This window comes from Janthinobacterium sp. AD80 (assembly GCF_002878455.1).
Taxonomy (GTDB): Bacteria; Pseudomonadota; Gammaproteobacteria; order Burkholderiales; family Burkholderiaceae_D; genus Janthinobacterium.
On sequence record NZ_NRDQ01000039.1, the window covers coordinates 64,398 to 86,416 of the forward strand.

Genomic DNA, 22,019 nt, shown 5'->3' on the forward strand with positions numbered 1-22,019 from the left:
AGCTTTTCCATTGCACGACAACACTTACCGCCACCCGCGCGCGGGCTGGCCGGGGCGACTCTTTGCCGCGCTCGCCAACTGCACGCGCCTTGCCAACGTGCGCCAGGCCATCCTGTCCCGCCTGCCCTTCCTGACCCTGCATAGCGACGTGCGCGATGTCGTGTACGTGAGCTGGCTGGTGGACGCCGCTGCCGCGCAGCGCTTGCTGCCGGCCGGCGTGGTTCTGTGGCAGCGCGATGGCAAGACCCCATTCACGGTGCTGACCTACCGCCACGGGCATTTCGGCCCGGCGCTGCCGGGTCCGCTGCGCCGGCTCCTGCCGTCTCCGCTGCAAAGCAACTGGCGCTTGTATCTGCACCACACGCCGCCAGGCGCGCCCGCCGTGCCCTGCGTGTATTTTTTGAAAAATATCATGGACAGCCTGCCGCACGCGCTGGGCACGCGCCTGTTCAGCGATATCCTGCCGACACACCTGGCCGCCGGCATGACGCTGGACGTGTCCGCCACGCAGGCACGCTGTGCGATTGCACCCGGCGCCGGCAGCGCGCCATCGCTGGACGTGCAGACGGACATCGTTGCGGAACAGGTCCTCGATGCGGATTGGCAAGCGCTCTTCGGCAACTGGCGCGACGCCGTCGCATTCCTCGCCTGCCAGGATGCGGCCATCGCCCACGTGCCGCGCAACGGCAAGCTGGTCTTCGGCGAGATCGACCTGCCCGTCAACCTGGATCAGGTGCAAGCGCTGGCAGCGTCGCACGCGCAGTGCGGCTTGCTGGCGCAATTGCCGCCCCTGTCCACGCCGTTCGCCTTTCTCGTACCCGGGGTCGCCTTCAAGGCGCTGTCAGAGCGCCTGCTGTAGCACGGCGGCGCTCGCCCAGCCGCACAGGCACAGGGCCGCCGCGCCGCCGTTCCAGCTTGAACAGGGCCATCGCCTGCTCCAGCTGCAAGGTCTGGTCTTGCAGCGAGGCGGAAGCGGCAGCCGATTCCTCCACCAGCGCAGCATTCTGCTGCGTCACTTCATCCATCTGCGTGACGGCCATATTCACTTGACCGATGCCATGGCTTTGCTCGCGCGAAGCTGAAGCGATCTCTTCCATGATGCCGTGCACGCCCTGCACGGCGCCCAGCATTTCCGCGCTGCTGGCGCCCGCCTGCTCCGCCAGCTTCGCGCCCGCCTGCACCTGCGCCAGCGACGCCGTGATCAACTGCTTGATTTCCGTGGCGGCCGAGGCGCTGCGCTGGGCCAGGCTGCGCACTTCGCCCGCCACCACGGCAAAGCCGCGGCCCTGGTCGCCCGCGCGCGCCGCTTCGACGGCCGCGTTCAAGGCAAGGATATTCGTCTGGAAGGCGATGCCTTCGATGATGCCCGTGATGTCGCCGATCTTCTTCGATGAGGCGTTAATTTCCGCCATCATCGTGACCACCTGGCCGACGATCTCGCCGCCGCGCCCGGCCAGGCCGTGCACCTTGCCCGCCATGTCGCTGGCCTGTATGGCATTGCCGCTGTTTTGCTGCACCGTCGCGGCCAGCTGCTCCATGCTCGACGCCGTCTGCTGCAGGGCCGAAGCCTGCGCTTCCGTGCGGCCCGACAAGTCCATATTGCCGGCGGCAATTTCCTGGCTGGCCGTGCTGATGCGCAGGAAGTTGCCGCGCACGTCGCCAACGATGGAATGCAGATTCACGCGTAGCTGGCGCAGGGAGCGCAGCAGCTGGCCCATCTCGTCGCGCCGCGTCGTATCGAGTTCGCCCGTCAGGTCGCCGCCCGCCATCACGTCGCAGGCCTGGCGCGCCTGGCGCAGCGGCTGCAGCACGGCGCGGTGCAGGCTGTACCAGAAATACAGGGTCGTCAGCACGGCCAGCACGGACAGGCCCGTCAGCCAGCCGTGAGCGGCGGCCGGCAGCACGCCCGCGTTCCACGCCAGCTGCAGCAGCAACACCAGGGTCAGCAAGCCCAGGTTCCAGCCGATGCGCCTGGCCAGCGCCAGGTCGCGCAGCGCCGCGACACGCGCCAGCCAGCCCGTGCGCACGGCCGCGCCCTGGCTGATGACGACGCCATCGGCCTGCCCCGCCTTGATGCGCGCGTACAGGGCAGACGCCTGCGCCACCTGCTGGCGCGTGGGCTTGGTGCGCACGGACATGTAGCCGACGGCCACGCCATCTTCCACCACGGGCGTGACGTTCGCCAGCACCCAGTAGTAATCGCCATTCTTGCAGCGGTTCTTCACCATGCCGCTCCACGAGCGGCCCGAGCGGATGGTGGCCCAGAAATCGGCGAACGCTTCGACCGGCATGTCCGGGTGGCGCAGGATATTTTGCGGCGCGCCGATCAGTTCCTCCGCGCTATAACCGCTGACGGCGATGAAATATGGATTCGCATACGTGATATTGCCTTGCAAGTCGGTAGTCGAGACAATGGTCTCGGTATCGCTCAGATTGATCTCGGTATCGCTGACGGGAAGATTAAGTCGCATGGTCGGATCCTTGGCTGTCGCCCTTGCGGGCACGGGGAAGCGGGCAAATGCCGGACGGCGGGAAGCCGGCGGCAGCCTGCACCGTTACATTAATTTTAATATTGAATTATTAATTTATATGGGCAATTTTTACGGGCGAAATTGCCTTGCGAATCTGCAAATATTGCAGAGGCCGTGTGGCCGCGGGAAGGTGGTGAACGCAGCGCCGGGACAGCGTGGCTGTCCCGGCGAGAAACACGTCAGGGTTTAGCGGGGCACGTAGCGCCAGCCGCCGTTCTCGAGCATGAAGCTCAGTTCCGTCTTGATGCCGTCCGGGCGGCTCGGCACGCTCAGTTCCGTATTGCATGCCAGGTAGCCCGTCTTGCGCTTGACGTCGCACTCGTTGATGGCTTTCACCTGCATGGTGGACTGCGCTTCCTGCATCTGCACGTCCTTGGCCGCTTCCGGGTCGCGCGCCACTTCTTCCTTGGCCCACGCGCGTATCATCGCTTGCGCCTCGGCTGGCGACGGTCCCGCGAATTTGGCGTGCTTGCGCTCGACGCCGACCCAGGTACCGTTCTCGTTACGCAGCGGCAGCACGGTAAAACCGTCGCGCATGCCGGCGCTCATGCTCACCAGGCATACCACCTCGCCCGCCACTTCCTGCGAATCCTGGCAGCCGGCCAGACTGGTGACCTTGATGGCGAACGGCATCGGCGATTGGGTCCTCGCCTGAGTCTTGGCCACGCCCGCCTGCACGGCGGCGTGGATTTGCTCCAGCGTCGGCATGGTAGCGGCGTGCGCAGGCAGGGTGGCGAACAGGACGGAGGCGGACAGGGCGAGGGAAGTCAGGCGCATGGCAAGTAGGGGCAGTGATCAAAGGTCGGCAGTCTAGCACTTTACATAAAAACAGTTGTTTCTGTAGAGACATCTAGCCGGCATCGGGCGCGAGAAAGGCGCCACCCGCGTCCGCCTGACCCCGCAGGCGCAAGCCGATGGCCCGCAGCATCTCGACCAGTTCGCGCAGGCGCAGCCCCTCGTCCGTCAGCCGGTATTCCACCTTCACGGGCACTTGCGCGTAGACGGTGCGCGTGAGCAAGCCCGCGTCTTCCAGCGCGCGCAAGTCCAGGGTCAGCATGCGCTGCGAAATGTTCGGCACGGCGCGGCGGATTTCGCTGAAACGCTTCGGCCCCGCCATCAGGTAGCTGAGCAGCACGACTCTCCAGCGCCCGCCCAGCAGGCGCATGGCTTCTTCCACGGCACAGCCGGAGACATTGTCTTTCATGGTACGCCTTCGACATGGTATAAAAAATGTACCTATACCACATTATTCTGCCTTCTTCCAAATAGTAACCATAGCGGCTAGAGTGCCCTTCCCTCAGCTCATACGGAAGTCCAGCATGGAAACCACCCTGATCTACAGCGTGCCCTTCGGCTGCTCGTTTGCCGCCATCGCCGCACTCGAATGGAGCGGCTTGCCGTTTCACCTGGCACGCGTGGAAGCGCGCGACCCGGCCAGCAAGCAGCATCCGGCCTTTCTCGCCATCAATCCCCTGAGCCAGACGCCGGCCCTGCTCACGCACACGGGCGCGCCGCTGCTGGAAAGCATGGCGATCCTGCTGCATATCGCGGCCCGCGCGCCAGGCAGCAGCCTGGGTTTCATGCAGGGCACGCCGGAATACGACCGCCTGAACAGCGTCCTGTCGTTCCTGCACACGAGCTTTCACGCGGCCTTCATGCCCGCCTTCCAGGCCGCGCGCGCGGCAGACAACGATGCACGCGCCGCCGTCTGGCGCGAGATGGCCATCGAGAAGGTAAATAAATGCCTGGCGCACCTGGAGCGCCTGCTGATGGGACGCGCCTGGCTGGCCTCGGACACGGCGCCGGGCATCGCCGACGCTTATCTGGCGGCCACGGCGCGCTGGGCCGAACCACTGCAGCTGGCGCAGCTTCGCGACTATCCCGACGTGGCGCGCCTGCTGGCGGCACTGGAACAGGACCCCGGCATCCGCTTCGCCCACGCCATCGAAAACGGCTTGCCGGCGGCCAGCCAGGGCGGCTTCCGCGGCCACGTGGCGCTCGACCAACTGGCAGTGCCGGCCGGCTAACCGGCGGTCAACTCCCGCAGCAGCCCCATCTTTATTGCTATGATGTCGGCCTGCCGGCGGTACAGCCGGCCACGTTCATACCACATCGACAACGTCGCAATAACATTGGGAGTTTGAATGAGTTTACGTCTGCTGCTCTTGGGAGCATTCAGTGCCGCCATGGCCACCACTGCCGCCGTGCCGGCATTGGCCGCGCCGCGCGGTTTCACCGTCGAAGACATGGTTGCCATGGAGCGCGTGGGCAGCCCCGTGCTGTCGCCGGACGCCACGCGCGTCGTCTACACGGTGCGCACCACCAACCTGGATAAAAACCGCGGCAACACGCAGCTGTGGATGATCGACCTGCGCGCGCCGAACGCGGCGCCACGCCAGCTCACGCGCGGCGATGCCAGCGCCAGCGACCCGCAATGGTCGCCGAACGGCGACGCCATCTACTTCCTGTCCGGCCGTTCCGGTTCCTCGCAAGTGTGGCAGCTGCCCCTGAACGGCGGCGAAGCGGCCAAGGTCACCGACCTGGCGCTGGACGTCGACACCTACCGTCTGTCGCCGCAGGGCGACCGCCTGGCCTTCAGCATGGGCGTCTTCCTCGATTGCGCGGACATCGCCTGCACGAAGAAGCGCCTCGATGAAAAAGCCAGGAACAAGGCCACCGGCATGGTCTACGATGAAATGTTCGTGCGCCACTGGGATACCTGGGCCGACGGCCGCCGCAATGCGCTGTACTCGGCGCCCATCGACGCCACCGGCAAGGTCAGCGCCACACCCGTCAGCCTGAGCGGCACCCTGAATGGCGATGCGCCATCGAAGCCGTTCGGCGACAACAGCGAATACAACTTCAGCCCGGACGGCAAGAGCGTGGCCTTTTCCGTGCGCGTGGCCGGCCGCACGGAATCGTGGTCGACCAACTTCGACGTCTACACGATACCCGCCACCGGCGGCCAGGCGCCGCGCAATCTGACCAGCGACAATCCCGCCTGGGATGCGAAAGCGACCTACTCGCCGGACGGTCGCACCCTGGCCTATGTCGCCATGACCCGCCCCGGCTTCGAGGCGGACCGTTTCCACCTGGTGCTGATGGATGTCGCCACCGGCAAGAAGCGCACCGTCGCCGATGACTGGGACCGTTCCGTGTCCGACTTCCGCTGGACGCCGGACGGCAAGGCCTTCCTGGTGACGGCCGACGACGTGGGCCAGCACCGCTTGTTCAACATCGACGCGGCCAGCGGCAAGGTCACCGCCCTGACGGGCAAGGGCGCCGTGGCTGGATTCGACGTGCGCGGCAACACCATCGTGCTGGCGCAAGCGAGCCTGACGTCGGGCGCGCAGCTGTACACGCGCAAGCTCGACGCCAGGTCGGAAACGGCGCCGATGGTGCAGCTGACGAAACAGAATGCGGCGGCCCTGGCTGACGTGCGTTTCGGCGAGTACGAGCAGTTCTCGTTTGCCGGCGCCGATGGCGCCACCGTGTATGGCCACGTGATGAAGCCATGGAATGCCAAGGCCGGCGAAAAGTATCCGATCGCCTTTTTAGTCCACGGCGGCCCGCAAGGCAGCTTCGGCAACAGCTGGAGCTACCGCTGGAATCCGCAGGTGTATGCGGGCGCCGGCTACGCCACCGTCTTCATCGACTTCCACGGTTCGACCGGCTATGGCCAGAAGTTCACGGACTCCATCAGCGGCGACTGGGGCGGCAAGCCGCTGGTCGACCTGCAAAAAGGCCTGGAAGCGGCCACCAAGAAGTTCGCCTGGCTGGACCGCGAACGCAGCTGCGCGCTGGGTGCCTCCTACGGCGGCTACATGATGAACTGGATCGCCGGCAACTGGCCGGAAGGCTTCAAGTGCCTGGTCAACCACGATGGCGTGTTCGACAACCGCGGCATGGCTTACGCGACGGAAGAACTGTGGTTCACCGAGTGGGAAAACGGCGGCACCTACTACGACGCGCCGGCCAAGTACGAACAGTTCAATCCCGTGAACTACGTGAAGAACTGGAAGACGCCAATGCTGGTGGTCCAGGGCGACCTCGATTTCCGCATCCCGACCACGCAAGGCCTGGGCACCTTCACGGCGCTGCAGCGCCAGGGCATCCCGAGCAAGCTGCTGGTCTTCCCGGACGAGAACCACTGGGTGCTGAAGCCAGCCAATTCGCTGCTGTGGCATCACACCGTTTTGGATTGGTTGAATACCTACACGAAGAAGTAAGCGGATACATGTCGGATTACGGCCTTCGGTCTCGGCGGCCCCGCCTAATCCGACCTACGTAAAAAAGCCGCGCGCTGCATTTCTGCACCGCGCGGCTTTTTGTCATGTAGGTCGGATTAGCGCCGCACAGCGGCGCGTAATCCGACATCACCACTACCCTCGCTCAATACGTATTAAGCGCCTTGGCGAACTTCACGATCCACAAGCGGCTAGGACGCTCGCGGTCGTCGCCGCGCGCCACGCGGATGGTGTTGGCGGCGTTGCAGCCGGCCGCGCTGCTGGTAACGATGGCGCCGTTCGCGTCGACCGTGCACTTGGTCACGTCGGCATCCTTCACTTCCACGCCAGCGGCGTCATACACCTTGGTTTTCAGGCCGAAGTCATTGTCGTTGGCCAGCGCGATGGTGGACTCGTCGATCAGGGTCAGGCCTTCGGCCTTTTCCGCCGCCCAGCCGATGGCGTTCAAGTCAAGCAGCAGGGTTTTCTTCAGCGGCGTGACGGCGGCCCAGTCAGCGCCGTTGACGGCCACGCCGCCCATGCTGCTTTTTTCCAGGTCCGAGGTGGTGGCGTTGAAGGCGGCGGCCGCGATATCCGTGGCAGACTTCAGTTCCACCAGCATCAGCTTGTTGAACACCTTGCCCGATGGCGCGGCGCCCTGCTCGATGACGAGGAACTTGCCGCCGCCCAGCGCTACCATGTCGCCCAGCTTGGCATTGCCCGTGCGGCCATCCTGGTAGTCGGCCGCGTCCAGCGGATACGCATACATCTTGCCGCTCGTGCCTGTCGTTGGGTCAAATTCGATCCAGCGCGTGAAGCGGGCGAAGCGCTCTACCTGCTCGGCCTTCTTGGTGACCGAATACATGGCCGTGCCATCGCTCAGGGGGCTTTGCAAAAAGGCGTACAGCTTGTCGTTGCTGGCGTCCAGCGTCATGCCTTCCATGCCGCGGTTGGCGCGGCGCTTGGCGAACAGCGCCGGCAAGCCCTTGCCCGGTTCGTACTTGGCCTGGATGATGCCGGTGGCCGCATCGATCTTGACAATGAAAGGACCGTATTCATCGGAGACCCACAGCGCATTGCGCTTGGCGTCAACAACGATGGCTTCCGAATCGAGGCCGCCCGCATTGAAGACAGCCTTGCCAGCGGCGTCGAACTTCATCGCATCCATGACGGGAATCTCGGCCGAATTGCCGACCGCGCCCACGGGCACGGGCAAGCCCGAACTGTTGACGGTGGCCGACACCTTGATCGGCGTCGACGAGGCCAGCACGGCGCCGCCCTTGCCCACGGTGATCACGCCGAACGATGGCGTAAAACTCGGTGATGGAAAAATCTTGCTGCCGATCGTGCCCTTGCCCGCCGGGTCGGGCACCAGCGGGCCATCGCCGTTCGGGCCGCGGTCCGTCAGACCATAGAATTCCAGGTCGCCCGCCGCGTTCTTGCCCTTGTAGGCCAGGCCCGAGCCGTACGACGGCAGGAAGCCGTTCGGGAATTCGCCCTTGATTTTCGCGTTCGCGCCTTCGTACGGCACGTAGAATTTATCGGCCGCCTGGATCTGGTAGCGCGTCACGGTGACTTTCACTTCGCCGACCGGGTTGGCCTGCGTCAGCGCTTCGTTGACGGGCGCGCCGATTTTCGACGCCAGCGTGTCTTCGAAATGCTCGCGCACCAGGGCGCGGCGCTCCGCATCGACCGTGCGGCCGGCGAATTTACCGCCCAGCGCCGCCAGGTGCGCGGCCAGCGCCGTGTTGAAGGTGGCCGGAGCCGCATTGAAGTCCAGGGTCTTGCCGGCCAGCGCCGCCTTGACTTCGGCCGTGAGCTTGATGCCGTTCGACGGGTCGCTGTCGTCGTCGAGCAGTTGCAGCGCCAGCAGGCGGTTGACGACCTTGTCGTCCTGCACATTGGCCGTGGCGGCCAGCGCCAGCGGCGTGATCAGGGTGCCGCACTGCGAAGTGCCCAGCGCCAGGCCGCCCACGCTGAAGGTCAGCGTATCGCCTGGCGTGCAGGTGAATTCGCCCTTGGCATTGGTGCTGGCCTTGGCCGCGCTGCCCGCCACGTAATCGAGGCCTTCCACCGCGCCGTCGAGGAACACGCCCGTCAGTGCCACCGGCTTGGCCGGTTCATCATGGCTGTCGCTGCCGCCGCAGGCGGCCAGGGCCAGTCCGGCGGCGATGGCAAGTACGGACAATTTCGGGATCGGTTTCAAGACACGGTTCATCAGCTTCCTCGGGTTTGGGATGGTCAAATGCGAGGAGTGTATCTGGCAAAAGTGACAAGCGCGTTACAGTTTAACAAGTAGTTTCAAATAAGCAACATAGATCAAGTCGTTGAAAAATGTGTTGCTGAGGCAACATCCAGGCGTTCCGGGCCGCCGATGCCGCCGAAACGGCCATCGGCCTGGCGCCGGAATTCCTTCGGCGTGACGCCCTTCACCTGCAGGAAGCGGCGGTTGAAATTGGCCACGTTCTGGAAGCCCACGTCATAGCAGACGTTCGACACGTATTGATCCGTGTCCATCAGCAGCTGGCACGCCTTGTTGATGCGCAGGCGGCTGATGAAGTCCGTAAAACTGTTGCCCGTCGCCTTGCGGAAGAAGCGCGAGAATTTACTCAGCGACATGCCCACCTGCTCGGCCAGCATTTCCGCCGAAATCGGTTCGCGGTAATTCTCCGTGATGTAGTTGAGGACGGAATTGACCTTGGCCAGGGTGGCGTCATCGTCGTAGGAACGCAGGGACGCGCTCGACAGCAGGCGGTAGTTGGCCGTGCGCGCGAGTTTGCTCATCAGCTGCACAAATGCGGCGAAGCGTTCGGCGCCATGCGTGGCGCGGATGCGCGCCAGGTGCTGCTCCGCCTCGGCCCCCATGCCGAAAAACTCCACGCCATAGCTGGAACGCTCGAGCAGCGGCAGCAGTTCGCGCAATTCCGGGATGACGCGCGCGGCGCCGGCCAGCGGCGCGTGGGCGAATTGCACGATCATGTCGCGCAGGGCCACGCCGCCTTCCGGCATGACGTTCGAGATCCAGTTGTGCGGCAGGCGCGGCCCTGTCAGCACCAGGTGGCCGGGCGAGAATTCGCCGATGTAGTCGCCGACGAACAGCCGCCCGCTGGTGGCGACAATCAGGTGCAGCTCGTATTCCTCGTGGCAGTGCCAGCGCACGCGCGAGCTGGGATAGCCGTGTTCCAGGTAATTGATGATGCCGTCGTAGCTTTCGCGTTCCAGCTCGGGCGCCTTGCGCTCGCTGTCACGGTAGCCGTTCTGCCATGTGTGTTCCATGTTCGTCTCTTTGCAGGCTGTCTCCCGCCTTTGCCGTCCAATGTACCCCAATTTCCATTATTCGCCAAAGCGGCCCAGCGCCTGCTGGCGGAACTCCTTCGGCGTCATGCCTTTCAGTTCCAGGAAGCGCCGGTTGAAATTGGCCACGTTATTAAAACCCGCCTCGTAGCAGATGTTGCTCACATACCTCTCCGTCTCCATCAGCAGCTGGCACGCCTTGTTGATGCGCAGGCGGTTGACGAAATCCGTGAAGCTGTTGCCGGTGGCGCTGCGGAAAAAGCGCGAAAAGGTCCGCTCCGGCATGTCCACCTGCTCGGCCAGCTGTTTCAGCGAGAACTGGCTGCTGTAATTGTGCACGATGAAGTTGATGGCTGAACTGATGCGCGCCAGGGCCACGTCGTCGTCGCTCGACTGCATGGGCACCGTCGACAGCAGCTGGTAGTCGCTGGTCTGCGCCAGCTCGCCCAGCAAGGTCAGAAACTCGATGAAGCGTGGCAGGCCGTTGCTGTCGCGGATGCGCTGGAAGCGACGCAGCGACTGTTCGCTGACGCCGAAAAATTCCACGCCGTGCAAGGCGCGCTGCAGCAGCGGAAAAATGCCTTTCAATTCCGGGATGACGGCCGCCATCGAGGCCAGCGGCGGATGCGAAAACTGGATCACCATGTCGCGCAGCGCCACGCCTTCGGGCGGCGTGTCGAGCGAGACCCAGTTGTGCGGCACGCGCGGCCCTGTCAGCACCAGATGGCCGGGCGTGAACTGGCCGATATAGTCGCCGACAAACACCTTGCCGCTGCTCTCGACGATCAGGTGCAGCTCGTACTCGTCGTGGTAATGCCAGCGTACCAGCGAATTCGGAAAGCCGTGCTCCAGGTAGCGGATGAAACCGAAACTGCCTTTCGGCTCGAAACCGGGCGTGGCGTCGCGCTGCTGTTCCAGCTCCATCTGCGGCTGTGGATATTCGGCCTTGCGTTGCATGGCGCCCTCCCCTGTCAGGCCACGCGCTGTTCGAGCGCCGCGCGCGCGCCCAGTCCATACAGGCTGGCCAGCGCCTCGCCCACCGCCTGCGTGAATGCGGGCGCGTCGCTCAGGTCGCCGAACAGCTCGCGCAGAGACAGCAGCGCCGTGGCATCGGCGCCGCCCTGCAGCGCCAGCGCGCGCAGGCGCGCCGCGTACGGATCGTTCAGCGGCATGTCGCGCCCCTGCTCGTCGTGACCTTCCAGGTAGCGGAACCAGCACGCCACCGTGAAGGCCAGCAGCTTGATGGCGCCGCCCTGAGCCAGCGCTTCGCGCACGGAGGGCAGCACGAATTTCGGGATGCGCGCGGAACCCTCCGTGCCGATGCGCGCCAGCTGGTCGCGCACGGCCGGATTCGAAAAGCGCTCAATCAGGGTATCTTTATAGCTGGCCAGGTCGATGCCTTCCACTTCGTCCAGCAGCGGCGTGACCTCGTCATCCATCAAGCGCCGCACCAGCGCGCGAATACCGGCGTCGCTCATCGCTTCGTGCGCGTAGGTGTAACCGAGCTGCATGCCGATATAGCACAGGGCCTGGTGGCTGGCGTTGAGCAGGCGCAGCTTCATCTTTTCATATGGCAGCACGTCGTGCGTCATCTGCGCGCCCACTTTCTCCCAGGCCGGCCGGCCCTGCGGGAATTCATCCTCGATCACCCATTGGCGGAACGGCTCGCACACGACGGGCCAGGCGTCGACGATGCCGAACGTATCGCGCACCAGCGCCCGGTGTTCATCCGTGGTGGCTGGCGTGATGCGGTCGACCATGCTGTTGGGGAAGCTGCAGTGCGCAGCCAGCCAGCGCGCCAGTTCCAAATCGCGCAGGGCGACAAAGGCCAGCAGCATCTTGCGCGTCACGTCGCCATTGTTTTGCAGGTTATCGCAAGACATGATGGTAAATGGCGGCAAGCCCCGCTGGTGGCGCAGGGCCAGCGCGGCGGCCAGGTAGCCGAACGAGCAGCGCGGTGCGTCGGGATGCGCCAGTTCATGGACGATATCGGGGTGTTGTGCGTCGAATTCGCCCGTGCCCTGGTTGACGTAATAGCCGCCTTCCGTGATGGTCAGCGAAACGATGCGCGTGCCAGGATCGGCCAGTTTTTCCAGCACGGCTTGCGGATCGTCGGGCGCATACAGATAGTCGCCCACGCAGCCGATGACGCGCGCAAAGTCGCCCGCCGCGCTGCGCTCGACCACCGTGTACAAGCCGTCCTGCGAGCGCATGGCGTCGCGCATGGCCGCGTCGTGTGCCAGCAAGCCCACGCCGCAATAACCCCACTCGGCATTCCCCGGCAGGGCCAGCAGATCATCCAGGTACACCGCCTGGTGGGCACGGTAAAAACCGCCCACGCCGATATGCACGATACCGGGCACGAGCGACTCCCGCGCATACGCTGGCACGGCGATGGTGTCCGGCAGCTGCGCCAGGTTTGCCTGTTTCAGTGCGATGGCATCCATTACAGCGCTCCTTTCGCCGCCGCGTAGGTCTTGCCGGCGCGGTCAAAATAATGCACGAAACCCGGTTCGAACGTCAGGTGCGTCTGCTGGCCCGGCTGCAGGCTGCTGCGTTCCGCGCCGCGCGAAACCACCTGCACATTGTTCGGCAGGCGCACATAGGTCAGGGTTTCCACGCCCAAGGATTCCACCAGGTCGACGGTGACGGGCAAGCTGCCCGGCTGCGCCGCGCCCAGGTGCACGTGTTCGGGGCGGATGCCGACAAAGCCATCGGCCTGCGCCGCGCTGCCCGCCTGCGCCAGCAACTGCGGCGCCGCGTCGGCAGGCACCACGTTCATGCTGGGCGTGCCGATGAATTGCGCGACAAAACGGTTGGCCGGACGGTCATACAATTCCAGCGGCGAGCCATGCTGCTCGATCTGCCCGTCGCGCAGCACCACCACCCTGTCGGCCAGGGTCATCGCTTCGACCTGGTCATGCGTGACATAGATGGTGGTGGCGCCCAGCTCGCGGTGCAGCTTGGCGATCTCGATGCGCGTCTGCACGCGCAGGGCCGCGTCGAGGTTCGACAGCGGCTCGTCGAACAGGAACACTTTCGGGTCGCGCACGATGGCGCGGCCGATGGCCACGCGCTGGCGCTGGCCGCCCGACAGTTCCTTCGGCGTGCGCTCCAGGTATTTGCCCAAATCGAGGATGGCGGCCGCCTTGTCGACTTTCTCGCGGATGATGGCCGGATCGACACCGGCCAGCTTCAGCGCGAACGACATGTTCTGGAACACCGTCATGTGCGGGTACAGCGCATACGACTGGAACACCATCGCCAGGTCGCGCTTGGACGATGGCAGGGCCGTGATGTCGCGCCCGTCGAGCGACAGCTTGCCGCCGTCGATCGGTTCCAGGCCCGCGATCAGGCGCAGCAGGGTCGACTTGCCGCAGCCGGACGGCCCCACGAAGACGACGAACTCGCCCTGCTGGATTTCCAGGTCGATGCCCTTGATGGCGCGGTGCTCGCCAAAGAATTTTTCGATATTGCTCAGTTGAAGGTAGGCCATGATAGTCTCATTTTTAAATTGTATTCGATGCTTTCAGAAACCGTAGCGAGCGGTTCAAGTTCGGTTTGAGTAGCGGAGCTGTGCGGATGCACAGTGAGCAACGGAGAGCAGAAATTGGGCCGCGCAGTAGGTTTATGGAGGCATCATTTACTTGACGGCGCCAAAGGTCATGCCCTGGACCAGTTGCTTTTGGCAGAACCAGCCCAGCGCCATGATGGGCGCGATGGCCATCAGCGACGCGGCCGACAATTTGGCCCAGAACAGGCCTTCCGGGCTGGAATACGAGGCGATGAGCCAGGCCAGGGTGCCCGCGTTGGAGGCGCCCAGGTTCAGCGACCAGAACGATTCATTCCACGACCACACCATGCACACCAGCGCCGTGGAAGCGATGCCGCCCACGGACAGTGGCAGCACGACGTGGCGGAATTCATCCCATACGGTGGCGCCATCCATGCGCGACGCTTCGAGGATTTCGCGCGGCAGCTCCTTCATGCTGGTGTACAGCAGCCAGATCATGATGGGCAGATTCATCAACATGAACATGATGGTCAGGCCGATGCGCGTATCGAGCAGGCCGAAATACTGGTAGCAGATATAGATCGGCATCAGGGCGCCCACGCCGGGCATGTAGCGCGAGCTGAGCATGAACTTCAGCAAGCCGATGGTGCCGCCCGTGGGGAAAAACGCCATCGAATAAGCGGCCGGAATGGCGATCAAGAGGCCGATGGCCGTCGAGACCACGCTGGTAAACAACGAGTTCCACGCGTAGCCGAAGTAATTGTCGCGCGCCAGTACTTCGCGGAAGCTGTCGAGTGTCGGCGTGAAGAACAGCAGCGGCGGCGTGGATATCGCTTGCCCTTCCGTCTTGAAGGCCATCAGGCCCAGCCAGAAGATGGGAAAGAACAGCAGCAGCGCGAACAGCCAGGCGGCGGCCGTGCGGCCGTACAGATTGAGTTTGCTATGCATCAAGGTCTCCTTATTTCGACAAGTTCTTGCCGATGACGCGCATCAGGAAGAAGGCGGCGATGTTGGCGATGAGCACGGCGAACAGGGCGCCGGCCGAGGCCGCTCCAATGTCGTAGGACAGCAGTGCCTGCTGGTAAATCATGAAGGTGATGGTGGTCGTGTCGAAGCCGGGACCGCCGCCCGTGGTGGTAAAGATTTCCGCAAAGATCGACAGCAAAAAGATCATCTCGATCATCAGCACCACCGAGACGGCGCGGCCCAGGTGGGGGATGTAGAGGTAGCGCAGTTGCTGCAGATAGGTGGCGCCATCCATGCGCGCCGCTTCCAGCTGTTCGCGGTCCATCGATTGCAGGGCCGTCATGAAGATCAGGCAGGCAAACGGCAGCCATTGCCACGAGACCATCATGATGATGGAAAACAGCGGATGGGCCGACAGCCAGTCGACGGGCGTGGCGCCAAAAAAGATGCTGATCTGCGCGAACAGGCCGTAGATCGGGTTGAGCAGCATGTTCTTCCACATCAGGGCATTCACGGCCGGCATGACGAGGAACGGCGAAATCAGGAGCACGCGCACGATGGCGCGGCCCGGGAACGCTTCATTGATCAGCAAGCCCAGCGCCGTACCCAGCACCACGGTGATCAGCATGACGGAAAACAGCAGGGTAAAAGTATTCTGCAATGCCGGCAAAAACGAGGCATCGGTAAAGAAAAAGTGGAAATTGGCCAGGCCATGGAAAGGATGGCCGCTCGGATCGAGCATGGAATAACGCACGAACGAGTAATACAGGGTGATCAGCAGCGGGATCACGGAAATGACGGAGACGGCAAGCACGGCCGGCGTCAGCAAAGTCCGGGGGATAATGCGTTTCATAATGTTCTCTTGGGGCGTGAGGTGAGTGAGTGATCTTGCGCAATAGCAAGGCCAGTCACGTCACCTGTTTTACAAACCAAACGGCACAGCAAAGATGCCTGGAAAAACCGTAGCGAGCGGCAGTGATTTGTGGCCGAGAAGCGCAACCGTACTGTAGTACGGTGAGCATCGCCGGCCGCAAAGCGCGACGCGCAGTAGGTTTGGTCAGGCTATCTTCCTACTTGTAGTACCCACCCTTGCGCATCTCCCGCTCCGCCGTCTGCTGCGACAACTCCAGCGCCTGGTCCACCGTCACCTTGCCCAGCAGCGCTGCCGCCATCTGCTGGCCGGCGGCCACGCCGATGACCTGGAATTCGGGGATGGAGGCAAATTGCACGCCCACGTACGGCGATGGCGGCAAGGTGCTTTGCACGGCGCGCGTGGTGGCCAGGGCCTTGCCCTCGGCGGCGGCGAATTTCGCCGCTTTCTGGAACTCGGGGCTGGCATACGTGGACTTGCGCGTGCCCGTCGGCACGTTGGCCCAGCTGGTTTCCTTGGCCACCAGTTTCACGTAGTCGGGCGAGGTAGCCCAGTTGATGAAGCGTTGCGCTTCGTTCGGATGCTTGGAGCTGGCGGGAATCGCCAGCGACCAGATCCACAGCCAGTTGGCGCCCCGCTCCGTCACGCCCACGGGCGACTGGGCGAACGCCACCTTGTCGGCCACCTTGCTTTGCTTGGGATCGGTGATGAAGGAGGCGGCGATCGTCGCGTCGATCCAGATGCCGCACTTGCCCTGGTTAAACAGCGCCAGGTTCTCATTGAAGCTGTTGGCGGCCGCGCCCGGCGGGCCGTATTTCTTCATCAGGTCGACGTACATATTGACGGCGTCCTTCCACGGCTTGCTGGTGAATTGCGGCTTCCACTGCATGTCGAACAGCTGGCCGCCATAGGAATTGGCCATGGTGGTGATGAGCGCCATGTTGTCGCCCCAGCCCGGCTTGCCGCGCAGGCAGATGCCGTACACGCCGTTGGCCGGATCGTGCAGCTTGGCCGCCACGTCGCGCAGCTGGTTCCAGGTGGGACGGTCTTCGATGCTCACGCCCGCTTTTTTGACCAGGTCGCTCCGGTACATGATCATCGAGCTTTCGCCATAAAACGGCGACGCGTACAGCTTGCCGTCGCCGGACAGGCCTTCGCGGATGGCGGGCAGCAAATCGTCGATATCGTACTTGGCGTCCGGCTTGATGGGAATCAGCCAGTTTTTCTTGCCCCAGATGGGCGTTTCATACAGGCCGATGGTCATCACGTCGAACTGGCCGCCCTTGGTGGCAATATCGGTCGTCATGCGCTGGCGCAAGACGCCCTCTTCCAGGGTCACCCACTTGAGCTTGATGTCGGGATTGGCTTGCTCGAAGAACTTGCTGAGCTTTTGCATTTCGATCATGTGGCCGTTATTGACGGTGGCAATGACCAGGTCGGTTGCGGCGAAGGCGGACGAGGCGAAGCAGAAGGCGCCGGCGCACAGCGCGGCAATGGCGGTACGTTTCATTGTGTGTCTCCAGTGTTTTTTGTCGTTGGCAATGCGTGAATACTTAGCACCACGACCACAATGTAGCACCGGAGTTTGATACTTTCTGATACTCCAAAACCGCAATTCAATACTCTTTTGCAAGGCCGCTATGCGCGAGAGTATCGACATTGAGTAAAAACAACACTTTGAAAGAAAGTATCGCGACTTGTTCGTTTTGTATCAGGGTGGTTAAAAATGCGCTGCTAGACTTGGTTTTCGGCATTAGACCGTGCGCGGTGCTGCCCTTCCGGACGCCACCGCTACCACCTACATTCTTCTGGAGACCGCATGAACCGTACTGCATTGAAAGTTTTGCCTGCCCTGCTCCTGGCCATCGCCAGCACGTCCGCCATGGCCGACCCGATGTACCCCTCCGACGCTGAAGGCTTCCACGGCTACCTGCGCGCCGGCGCCGGCAGCAATACCTCCGGCGACGGCGGTTCGCAAGGCTGTTTCGGCCTGGGCGGCAACACCATGAAATACCGTCTGGGCAATGAGTGCGACGCCTACACGGAATTCGGCTACACCAAATCCATCGCCAAGTCCGGCGGCGTGAACTACCTGGCTACCATCTGGGTCAATGCCTATGCACCGAACTCCGATTTCGGCGACCGCAAGCTGGGCATCGTCAAAGCCTACGTCGAAGCACAGGGACTCGATTTCCTGGGCGGCGGCACGGCCTGGGTCGGTAAACGTTTCTACTACCGTCCCGACATCCACATGCTGGATCTGCAATACATCAACATGAATGGTACCGGTGCCGGCCTGGACCGCATTCCTGTCGGCCCGGGTAAATTCTCGTATGCCTTCTTCAAGGATAACGACATCAATGCCCGCGATCCGAACACGGGTGCCATCCTTGGCACCCGTTCGGCCGTGCGCCAGAACTTCATCTACGGCGAAATTCCCGTCAACACCAACGGTACCCTGGACCTGGCCGCCACCATCATCACGGCAGAAGGCAAGGATACCGATATCTACGGCCCGAAACATAACGGCTGGCAACTGTCGGCCTTCCACCGTCAAGGCAAGGTCTTTGGCGGCGGCAACACCTTCGGCGTGCAGTACGGCGTCGGCCCAGGTGTCGGCGGCGACGGCAACGGCCAGTTCGGTGCTTCGGGCAACACGGCCTTCGGTTCGGACCGCAAGCGCACGCGCGTCTTCAATGACATGGCGATCCAGCCGATGGAAAACTTCGGCATGGAATTTGTCGCCCTGTGGCAAAAAGACGAGTCGAACGCCACCGGTTCCTCGACCTGGACCTCGGTAGGCGTGCGCCCTGTGTACGCGTTCACCAACAACTTCAAGCTGGTGGGCGAGCTGGGCACGGACCGCGTGACGCAAGCGGGCGGCCTGCCGGCCAAGCGCCTGACCAAGCTGACCATCGCGCCGACGATCTCGGCCGGCCCTGGCCTGTGGTCGCGTCCCGAACTGCGCGCTTTCGTGACGTACGGCAAATGGAACGATGCGGCCACCGCTTCGGTCAATGCGTCGAACAACGGCGGCCCGATCTACAACAACAATACCAGCGGCACGTCGTATGGTTTCCAAGTAGAAACCTGGTTCTAAACACAGGGACTTGAACTGTCGCGCGCCATGTGTGCGGCCGGCCATGCGCACCGACTGGGTACCCCCTTGTCCAGTACGGTTGCTCTGGCGGCCACCCACCGCTGCCGCTCGCGACGGTTTTGTCCGGTGTTGATGTTGCCAAGTGCAGATCAACCTGGCGCATCCTTCGCGGATGCGTTTTTGGCGCCGTCCCGTGATATAAATGCAATGTAGTCATGTCATGGATCACGGCGCCGTCTTTATACCAAGATGATGCCCGTTTGCAAGCGGGTCTGAGCACAAGAGCGCCGGTACAGGCGCAGATTTCACCTTTTTCGGCCCCCGTATGCCGAAGCCCCCTAAAAGCTTGATCAAAAAGGAATGTGGAGATGAAACTGAAATTCAAGATTACCCAACTGGCCGCATTGACCACCCTGGCATTCGCCGGCAGCGCATTCGCGACCGACGTGGAAGTGCTGCACTACTGGACGTCCGGCGGCGAAGCCAAGTCCGTGGGCCAGTTGCAGCAAATCGTGAAAGAAAGCGGCTTTGGCTGGAAAGACTTCGCCGTGGCTGGTGGCGCTGGCGAAAACGCCGCGACCGCGCTGAAGACCCGCGTCATTTCCGGCAATCCGCCAACGGCCGCCCAGATCAAGGGCCCGTCGATCCAGGAGTGGGGCGCGGAAGGCGTGCTGGCGAATATCGATGATGCCGCCATTCCAGGCAAATGGGATGCCGTGCTGCCGAAAGTCGTCGCAGACATCATGAAATACAAGGGCCACTACGTTGCCGCGCCAGTCAACGTCCACCGCGTCAACTGGATGTGGGTCAACCCGGAAGTGCTGAAAAAAGCCGGCGTGACGACCACGCCAACGACCTGGCCTGCCTTCTTCGAAGCGGCCGAGAAGATCAAGAAATCGGGCGGCATCGCGATCGCCCACGGCGGCCAGCCATGGCAGGACGCCACCGTGTTTGAATCCGTCGCGCTGGGCGTGGGCGGCACGGAGTTCTACAAGAAAGCCATCCTCAAGCTGGACCAGAAGGAATTGACCGGTCCGACCATGATCAAGGTGTTCGACACCCTGGGCAAGGTCAAGACCTACATCGACAAGGATGCTGCCGGCCGCGACTGGAATTTGGCGACCGCCATGGTCATCAACAACAAGGCCGGCTTCCAGTTCATGGGTGACTGGGCCAAGGGCGAATTCACGGCCGCCGGCAAAGTGCCGGGCAAGGACTACCTGTGCGTCGCCGCGCCAGGCACGGAAAAAGCCTACACCTTCAACATCGATTCGTTTGCCATGTTCACGCAAAAGGATGCGAATGCGAAGAAAGGGCAGATCGCCCTGGCCAACGCCATCATGAATCCGAAGTTCCAGTCGATCTTTAACCTGAACAAGGGTTCCATCCCTGTGCGTTCCGGCGTATCGAAGGACAAGTTCGACGCTTGCGCCCTGAAATCGATGGAAGACATGGACGCCACCAACAAGACGGGCGGCCTGCTGCCATCGTTCGCGCACGGCATGGCGCTGCCATCGGCCACGCAAGGCGCCGTGTTTGACGTCGTCGCCAAGTTCATGAACACCAACATGAGCTCGAAAGACGCGGTTGCCGAACTGGCCAAAGCGGCAAAAGTGAAGTAATCGGCACGGGCGCCCGCTGGCGCGCGCAGGGAACGTGTCGCAGCTTCCCCTGCGCGCGCCAGCGCGGCGCCTTGCTGCAGCTTGGCGGTCGCCGGTTACGCCGGCGCCACTCACCGTTCTACTTCTACGGCTGTCCTATGTCCTTACGCAAGCATTTCGACCGATGGATACCACAGATGGTACTGGGCCCCACGCTCATCGCCAGCCTGATCTTCGTCTATGGTTTTATCTTTTTGACCGGTTGGCTCTCGCTGACCGAATCGCGGCTGATGCCGAACTACGAGTTCGCCGGCCTGGTGCAATACGTCGAGCTGTTCGACAATGAGCGCTGGTGGACCTCGCTCAAGAACCTCGGCATCTTCGGTGTCCTGTTCATCGGTTGCAGCATCGCCATCGGCCTGTTCCTGGCGATCCTGCTGGACCAGAAAATCCGCGCCGAAGGCGCGCTGCGCGCCATCTACCTGTATCCGATGGCACTGTCCTTCATCGTCACCGGCACGGCCTGGAAATGGATGCTCAATCCCAGCCTGGGGCTGGAAAAAGTCATGCATGACTGGGGCTGGACCTCGTTTACCTTCGACTGGCTGGTCAATTCCGACATGGCCATCTACACGGTGGTGATCGCCGGCGTATGGCAATCGTCGGGCTTCGTCATGGCCCTGTTCCTGGCCGGCCTGCGCGGCATCGATGATGAAATCATCAAGGCGGCGCAAGTCGACGGCGCGTCCCTGCCGACGATCTACTGGCGCATCGTGATTCCCGCCATGCGGCCCGTGTTCTTCAGCGTGCTGCTGATCCTCGCGCATATCGCCATCAAGAGCTTCGACCTGGTCATCGCACTGACGGCTGGCGGACCTGGCAACTCGTCGTCCGTGCCGGCCATCTTCATGTACCAGTTTTCCTTCACCCGCGGCCAGCTGGGCCTGGGCTCGGCGTCGGCAATGATGATGCTGGCCACCATCGTGGCCGTGCTCGTGCCGCTGATGTACCTGGAAACGCGCAGCGCAAAGGCGATGAGATGACACACACACGCAACAACCGCCTCACCCTCGGACGGGTGGTTTTATACCTGCTGCTGATTCTGTTCGCGGTGTATTACATCGTACCGCTGTACGTGACCCTGTCGACGTCGTTCAAGTCGCTCGACGAGATCCGCAGCGGCAACCTGCTGGCACTGCCGCACGTGTGGCAGTTCGATTCCTGGTCCAAGGCCTGGTCGTCGGCCTGTACCGGCGTCACCTGCGACGGCATGCAGCCGTTCTTCTGGAACTCGATCAAGATGGTGATTCCCGCCGTGCTGATCTCGACCTTCCTGGGCGCCTTCAACGGCTATGTCTTCGCGCACTGGCGTTTCCGCGGCTCCGAAGCGCTGTTCGCCGCCTTGCTGGTGGGCTGCTTCATCCCGTTCCAGGTGGTGATCCTGCCAATGGCGCGTTTGCTGGGCGAATTCGGCCTGGCCAACACGACCGCCGGCCTGGTCTTCGTCCACGTGGTGTACGGCACGGCTTTCACGACTTTGTTCTTCCGTAACTACTACATCGGCGTGCCGGAAGAACTGATCAAGGCGGCGCGTATCGACGGCGCCGGCTTCTTCCTGATCTTCCGCAAGATCGTGCTGCCGATTTCGGGTCCGATTTTCGTCGTCTGCATCATCTGGCAATTCACGCAGATCTGGAACGACTTCCTGTTCGGGATCGTGTTCGCCAGCGGCGATTCGCAGCCGATCACGGTGGGCTTGAACAACCTGGTCAACACGTCCACGGGCGTGAAGGAATACAACGTCAACATGGCCGCCGCGGTGATTGCCGCGCTGCCGACCCTGCTGGTCTATCTGGTCGCAGGCCGTTATTTTGTGCGCGGCCTGACCGCAGGCGCAGTCAAAGGTTAAGGAAAGA

General features: G+C 62.8%; 18 protein-coding genes. 7 read left to right on the plus strand and 11 right to left on the minus strand.

Annotated features, from left to right (window positions below; genetic code table 11):
- Positions 1-10 precede the first annotated feature (10 nt).
- Complete coding sequence (locus JaAD80_RS09715) at positions 11-859, plus strand: DUF2071 domain-containing protein (RefSeq protein WP_102293978.1); 849 nt, start codon at positions 11-13, stop codon at positions 857-859.
- Here JaAD80_RS09715 and JaAD80_RS09720 read toward each other — a convergent pair.
- From JaAD80_RS09720 to JaAD80_RS09730, 3 genes are all read right to left on the minus strand, one after another.
- On the minus strand, positions 831-2,471 hold the full coding sequence (locus JaAD80_RS09720) for a PAS domain-containing methyl-accepting chemotaxis protein (RefSeq protein WP_102293979.1): 1,641 nt from the start codon (positions 2,469-2,471) through the stop codon (positions 831-833). The two genes, JaAD80_RS09715 and JaAD80_RS09720, sit on opposite strands and share 29 nt — an antisense overlap.
- Positions 2,472-2,717: 246 nt before the next feature.
- Positions 2,718-3,308, minus strand: a complete 591-nt coding sequence (locus tag JaAD80_RS09725) for a hypothetical protein (protein WP_102293980.1) — start codon at positions 3,306-3,308, stop codon at positions 2,718-2,720.
- A 73-nt stretch (positions 3,309-3,381) separates the two neighbouring features.
- On the minus strand, positions 3,382-3,735 hold the full coding sequence (locus tag JaAD80_RS09730) for a helix-turn-helix domain-containing protein (protein ID WP_102293981.1): 354 nt from the start codon (positions 3,733-3,735) through the stop codon (positions 3,382-3,384).
- 115 nt (positions 3,736-3,850) lie between these two features.
- Here JaAD80_RS09730 and JaAD80_RS09735 point away from each other — a divergent pair, with 115 nt between their 5' ends.
- Complete coding sequence (locus tag JaAD80_RS09735; protein ID WP_102293982.1) at positions 3,851-4,558, plus strand: glutathione S-transferase family protein; 708 nt, start codon at positions 3,851-3,853, stop codon at positions 4,556-4,558.
- A gap of 117 nt (positions 4,559-4,675) precedes the next feature.
- The gene (locus JaAD80_RS09740) at positions 4,676-6,760 is read left to right on the plus strand and encodes a S9 family peptidase (RefSeq protein WP_102293983.1); all 2,085 of its coding nucleotides are present in this window, start codon (positions 4,676-4,678) and stop codon (positions 6,758-6,760) included.
- 163 nt (positions 6,761-6,923) lie between these two features.
- Here the strand turns inward: JaAD80_RS09740 and JaAD80_RS09745 are convergent, their stop codons facing one another.
- From JaAD80_RS09745 to JaAD80_RS09780, 8 genes are all read right to left on the minus strand, one after another.
- A complete protein-coding gene (locus JaAD80_RS09745) occupies positions 6,924-8,975 on the minus strand; it encodes an esterase-like activity of phytase family protein (protein ID WP_102293984.1) in 2,052 nt (683 codons plus the stop codon).
- Positions 8,976-9,076: 101 nt separating this feature from the next.
- Complete coding sequence (locus JaAD80_RS09750; protein ID WP_102293985.1) at positions 9,077-10,033, minus strand: AraC family transcriptional regulator; 957 nt, start codon at positions 10,031-10,033, stop codon at positions 9,077-9,079.
- 57 nt (positions 10,034-10,090) lie between these two features.
- Positions 10,091-11,008, minus strand: a complete 918-nt coding sequence (locus JaAD80_RS09755; RefSeq protein ID WP_102293986.1) for an AraC family transcriptional regulator — start codon at positions 11,006-11,008, stop codon at positions 10,091-10,093.
- A gap of 14 nt (positions 11,009-11,022) precedes the next feature.
- Positions 11,023-12,498: a mannitol dehydrogenase family protein gene (locus JaAD80_RS09760; RefSeq protein WP_180979358.1), complete on the minus strand. Its 1,476-nt coding sequence runs from the start codon at positions 12,496-12,498 to the stop codon at positions 11,023-11,025.
- Positions 12,498-13,547 carry an ABC transporter ATP-binding protein gene (locus JaAD80_RS09765; protein WP_102293987.1) on the minus strand — a complete coding sequence of 350 codons (1,050 nt, stop codon included), beginning with the start codon at positions 13,545-13,547 and terminating at the stop codon, positions 12,498-12,500. Before JaAD80_RS09765 ends, JaAD80_RS09760 begins: the two co-directional genes overlap by 1 nt.
- Before the next feature lie 147 nt (positions 13,548-13,694).
- Positions 13,695-14,513, minus strand: coding sequence for a carbohydrate ABC transporter permease (locus tag JaAD80_RS09770; RefSeq protein WP_071324500.1), 819 nt, complete (start codon positions 14,511-14,513; stop codon positions 13,695-13,697).
- Positions 14,514-14,523: 10 nt separating this feature from the next.
- Positions 14,524-15,384: a carbohydrate ABC transporter permease gene (locus JaAD80_RS09775; protein ID WP_102293988.1), complete on the minus strand. Its 861-nt coding sequence runs from the start codon at positions 15,382-15,384 to the stop codon at positions 14,524-14,526.
- A gap of 217 nt (positions 15,385-15,601) precedes the next feature.
- Positions 15,602-16,912 (minus strand): sugar ABC transporter substrate-binding protein, encoded by a 1,311-nt coding sequence (locus JaAD80_RS09780; protein WP_102293989.1) that lies wholly within the window; start codon positions 16,910-16,912, stop codon positions 15,602-15,604.
- Between the two features lie 309 nt (positions 16,913-17,221).
- Here JaAD80_RS09780 and JaAD80_RS09785 point away from each other — a divergent pair, with 309 nt between their 5' ends.
- The 4 genes from JaAD80_RS09785 to JaAD80_RS09800 all read left to right on the plus strand — a co-directional run bounded on the left by JaAD80_RS09785 (position 17,222) and on the right by JaAD80_RS09800 (position 22,012).
- On the plus strand, positions 17,222-18,502 hold the full coding sequence (locus JaAD80_RS09785) for a carbohydrate porin (protein WP_102293990.1): 1,281 nt from the start codon (positions 17,222-17,224) through the stop codon (positions 18,500-18,502).
- Between the two features lie 368 nt (positions 18,503-18,870).
- Complete coding sequence (locus JaAD80_RS09790) at positions 18,871-20,124, plus strand: ABC transporter substrate-binding protein (RefSeq protein WP_102293991.1); 1,254 nt, start codon at positions 18,871-18,873, stop codon at positions 20,122-20,124.
- Positions 20,125-20,261: 137 nt separating this feature from the next.
- Complete coding sequence (locus tag JaAD80_RS09795) at positions 20,262-21,146, plus strand: carbohydrate ABC transporter permease (protein WP_102293992.1); 885 nt, start codon at positions 20,262-20,264, stop codon at positions 21,144-21,146.
- Positions 21,143-22,012 (plus strand): carbohydrate ABC transporter permease, encoded by an 870-nt coding sequence (locus tag JaAD80_RS09800; protein ID WP_102293993.1) that lies wholly within the window; start codon positions 21,143-21,145, stop codon positions 22,010-22,012. The genes JaAD80_RS09795 and JaAD80_RS09800 overlap by 4 nt, the downstream gene beginning before the upstream one ends.
- The last annotated feature ends 7 nt before the right edge of the window (positions 22,013-22,019 follow it).

Excerpts from the sequence above, each read along its gene's own strand:
- JaAD80_RS09720 (WP_102293979.1), bottom strand. The coding sequence starts at position 2,471 with ATGCGACTTAATCTTCCCGTCAGCGATACCGAGATCAATCTGAGCGAT.
- JaAD80_RS09725 (WP_102293980.1), bottom strand. The coding sequence starts at position 3,308 with ATGCGCCTGACTTCCCTCGCCCTGTCCGCCTCCGTCCTGTTCGCCACC.
- JaAD80_RS09730 (WP_102293981.1), bottom strand. The coding sequence starts at position 3,735 with ATGAAAGACAATGTCTCCGGCTGTGCCGTGGAAGAAGCCATGCGCCTG.
- JaAD80_RS09735 (WP_102293982.1), top strand. The coding sequence starts at position 3,851 with ATGGAAACCACCCTGATCTACAGCGTGCCCTTCGGCTGCTCGTTTGCC.
- JaAD80_RS09740 (WP_102293983.1), top strand. The coding sequence starts at position 4,676 with ATGAGTTTACGTCTGCTGCTCTTGGGAGCATTCAGTGCCGCCATGGCC.
- JaAD80_RS09745 (WP_102293984.1), bottom strand. The coding sequence starts at position 8,975 with ATGAACCGTGTCTTGAAACCGATCCCGAAATTGTCCGTACTTGCCATC.
- JaAD80_RS09750 (WP_102293985.1), bottom strand. The coding sequence starts at position 10,033 with ATGGAACACACATGGCAGAACGGCTACCGTGACAGCGAGCGCAAGGCG.
- JaAD80_RS09755 (WP_102293986.1), bottom strand. The coding sequence starts at position 11,008 with ATGCAACGCAAGGCCGAATATCCACAGCCGCAGATGGAGCTGGAACAG.
- JaAD80_RS09760 (WP_180979358.1), bottom strand. The coding sequence starts at position 12,498 with ATGGATGCCATCGCACTGAAACAGGCAAACCTGGCGCAGCTGCCGGAC.
- JaAD80_RS09765 (WP_102293987.1), bottom strand. The coding sequence starts at position 13,547 with ATGGCCTACCTTCAACTGAGCAATATCGAAAAATTCTTTGGCGAGCAC.
- JaAD80_RS09770 (WP_071324500.1), bottom strand. The coding sequence starts at position 14,513 with ATGCATAGCAAACTCAATCTGTACGGCCGCACGGCCGCCGCCTGGCTG.
- JaAD80_RS09775 (WP_102293988.1), bottom strand. The coding sequence starts at position 15,384 with ATGAAACGCATTATCCCCCGGACTTTGCTGACGCCGGCCGTGCTTGCC.
- JaAD80_RS09780 (WP_102293989.1), bottom strand. The coding sequence starts at position 16,912 with ATGAAACGTACCGCCATTGCCGCGCTGTGCGCCGGCGCCTTCTGCTTC.
- JaAD80_RS09785 (WP_102293990.1), top strand. The coding sequence starts at position 17,222 with ATGAACCGTACTGCATTGAAAGTTTTGCCTGCCCTGCTCCTGGCCATC.
- JaAD80_RS09790 (WP_102293991.1), top strand. The coding sequence starts at position 18,871 with ATGAAACTGAAATTCAAGATTACCCAACTGGCCGCATTGACCACCCTG.
- JaAD80_RS09795 (WP_102293992.1), top strand. The coding sequence starts at position 20,262 with ATGTCCTTACGCAAGCATTTCGACCGATGGATACCACAGATGGTACTG.
- JaAD80_RS09800 (WP_102293993.1), top strand. The coding sequence starts at position 21,143 with ATGACACACACACGCAACAACCGCCTCACCCTCGGACGGGTGGTTTTA.